The organism is Streptococcus sp. 79, from assembly GCF_013277425.1.
Classification (GTDB): Bacteria; Bacillota; Bacilli; order Lactobacillales; family Streptococcaceae; genus Streptococcus; species Streptococcus pseudopneumoniae.
Genome location: NZ_VMMW01000131.1, coordinates 1 through 1,900, shown reverse-complemented (window position 1 = coordinate 1,900; position 1,900 = coordinate 1). Strand labels below are relative to the sequence as shown.

Genomic DNA, 1,900 nt, shown 5'->3' with positions numbered 1-1,900 from the left:
CTCATTAAATCGGGATTTGCTTTTAAGAGATGAATTTTTGGTGTGAATGCTTGACATTATTTTGATTGACCATGGCATAGGCCAGGGTTGTGTCAATCTTGCTATGACCTAGCAGTTTTTGGACTTGCTCGATAGGCATACCTTTATCAATTGCCTTAGTCGCTAAAGTTCTTCTGAACTTATGTGGGTGAACCTTTTGTATGCCGAGTTTCTCTCCTAACTTTCTTAAGCGAATCTCTACACCAGCAATTCCAAGCCTCTGGACTTTTCCAACTAACGTTACAAAAAGAGCAGGGTGACTATCTTTTCTGTCGTTAAGATAGTTTCTTAAATGAATTTTCGTACGAGCGTCAAAATATACTGGTCTCTCCTTCTTTCCTTTACCAAAGACAACACACTCTCTGTTTTCAAAATCAATATCTGAACGATTCAACTGTACAAGCTCCCCTACACGCATACCTGTCGATGCTAGTAGGTCTATTATTGCCAAATCTCTCAAATTTTCACAGTTATCACGCATAATTTCCAAATGTTCATCAGTATAAGTTTCCTTCACATTTTGCTCAGTCTTAATTTTCTTTATCCGTCGAATGGGATTTTTAATGATATATTCCTCTTGCTCAAGCCAAGCAAAAAAAGAAGACAATATACGCCTAATATTGTCTAAATTTGCCTTACTACAATCCTTTTCAGACTGGTAATTTGCTAAATAACTCCTTAAATCATCTGTTGTGAGTTGTGTCACAGACTCTTTAATAGCATTAAACAAGTTTTCAATCGTCCTCTGGTAATAACGAATTGTTTTTGAGCTACAGCCCTCTACCTGCTTGGCGGTAATAAATAGTTGCAACAGGTTATTATTCGAATACTTCTGCTGCTTTTTTCCGTCTACTAGATGATGTTCTAAACTCTCTCTCAACGCTAGTAATTGTTCATTATTTAAAAGAGGTAACATTTCTTGCATGATAATTGTAACTTTTGATTCCATAATTTCTCACTTTCTTATTCATCAATAAAAAGAGACAATATCAGTTTCTGCATTACAGAATTCTAATATTGTCTGTTCATTTATTTTCTTGTGCTCATTCAAATCCAGCATACTAGGTTACTTTTTGACCTTTTCTCTAACAGAATGTTCAGAAACCCATTTGGAGTAGCTTGTCATTTTTTCATCAGTTAAAGCTTCTACTGCGATGGTTACACACATTTTTACTGCTTCTTCTACCGTTACAGAAAAACGATAGCCGTTTAATTGTAAAAATTTGACCAAAACGAAGAAAGCAGTTCTTTTATTAGCATTAGCAAAAACATGCTTCTTTATCAATTGGACAAATAGTATAGTTGCTTTATCAAAAATTGTTGGATAAAGAGGCTTCCCAAAGACAAATTGTTCTGGTAAGTTCACAATCATATTTAAGGCAGAAGGACTAACTGTTTGAATTTTCTCATTTGGAGAATACCGTTGAATTGCTAAAGCATTTATTTTTTCAATTTGCTTTTCTGTCAGATAGATTGTCATTTTTCCACCAAAGCTTTGAAAACATCGTCGTATTCGTCAAATATTTTATCTAAATTTAAGTCAAAGGCATCATCAGATACATAAGAAACCTGCTGCCCCAATTCTTCAGGAGTAAAGATAATCTCACCACTTGGTAACAATTTAGCTTCGTATTTTACACCACTTGGAATATTAAATTCACTTGGAATCGTAATGGTGATTGAATTTCCTTGTTTTCTTGTTTTTACGACCATCTGATTTCCTCCTTTGTTGTATTATAACAAATCATTACCGTAATTACAATGGCAGAATATCAGCTAAAATACTCCTGCATCAGAGATTTCTTCAAAGTTTCAAGCTCTTCCAGAGATTTTTGGATTGCCAATTGTGATTTGTCGACCT

At 34.5% G+C, this 1,900-nt stretch carries 3 protein-coding genes and 1 pseudogene; all 4 read right to left on the bottom strand.

The window, feature by feature from the left end:
- Positions 1-22: 22 nt before the first annotated feature.
- The gene (gene xerA / locus HT729_RS11610; protein WP_023941845.1) at positions 23-988 is read right to left on the bottom strand and encodes a site-specific tyrosine recombinase/integron integrase; all 966 of its coding nucleotides are present in this window, start codon (positions 986-988) and stop codon (positions 23-25) included.
- Positions 989-1,105: 117 nt separating this feature from the next.
- Positions 1,106-1,519: a type II toxin-antitoxin system death-on-curing family toxin gene (locus HT729_RS11605; RefSeq protein WP_023941843.1), complete on the bottom strand. Its 414-nt coding sequence runs from the start codon at positions 1,517-1,519 to the stop codon at positions 1,106-1,108.
- Complete coding sequence (locus tag HT729_RS11600) at positions 1,516-1,752, bottom strand: AbrB family transcriptional regulator (protein ID WP_000260605.1); 237 nt, start codon at positions 1,750-1,752, stop codon at positions 1,516-1,518. The genes HT729_RS11605 and HT729_RS11600 overlap by 4 nt, the downstream gene beginning before the upstream one ends.
- Before the next feature lie 59 nt (positions 1,753-1,811).
- Positions 1,812-1,900: pseudogene (locus HT729_RS11595) on the bottom strand (type I restriction endonuclease); the annotation flags it as partial.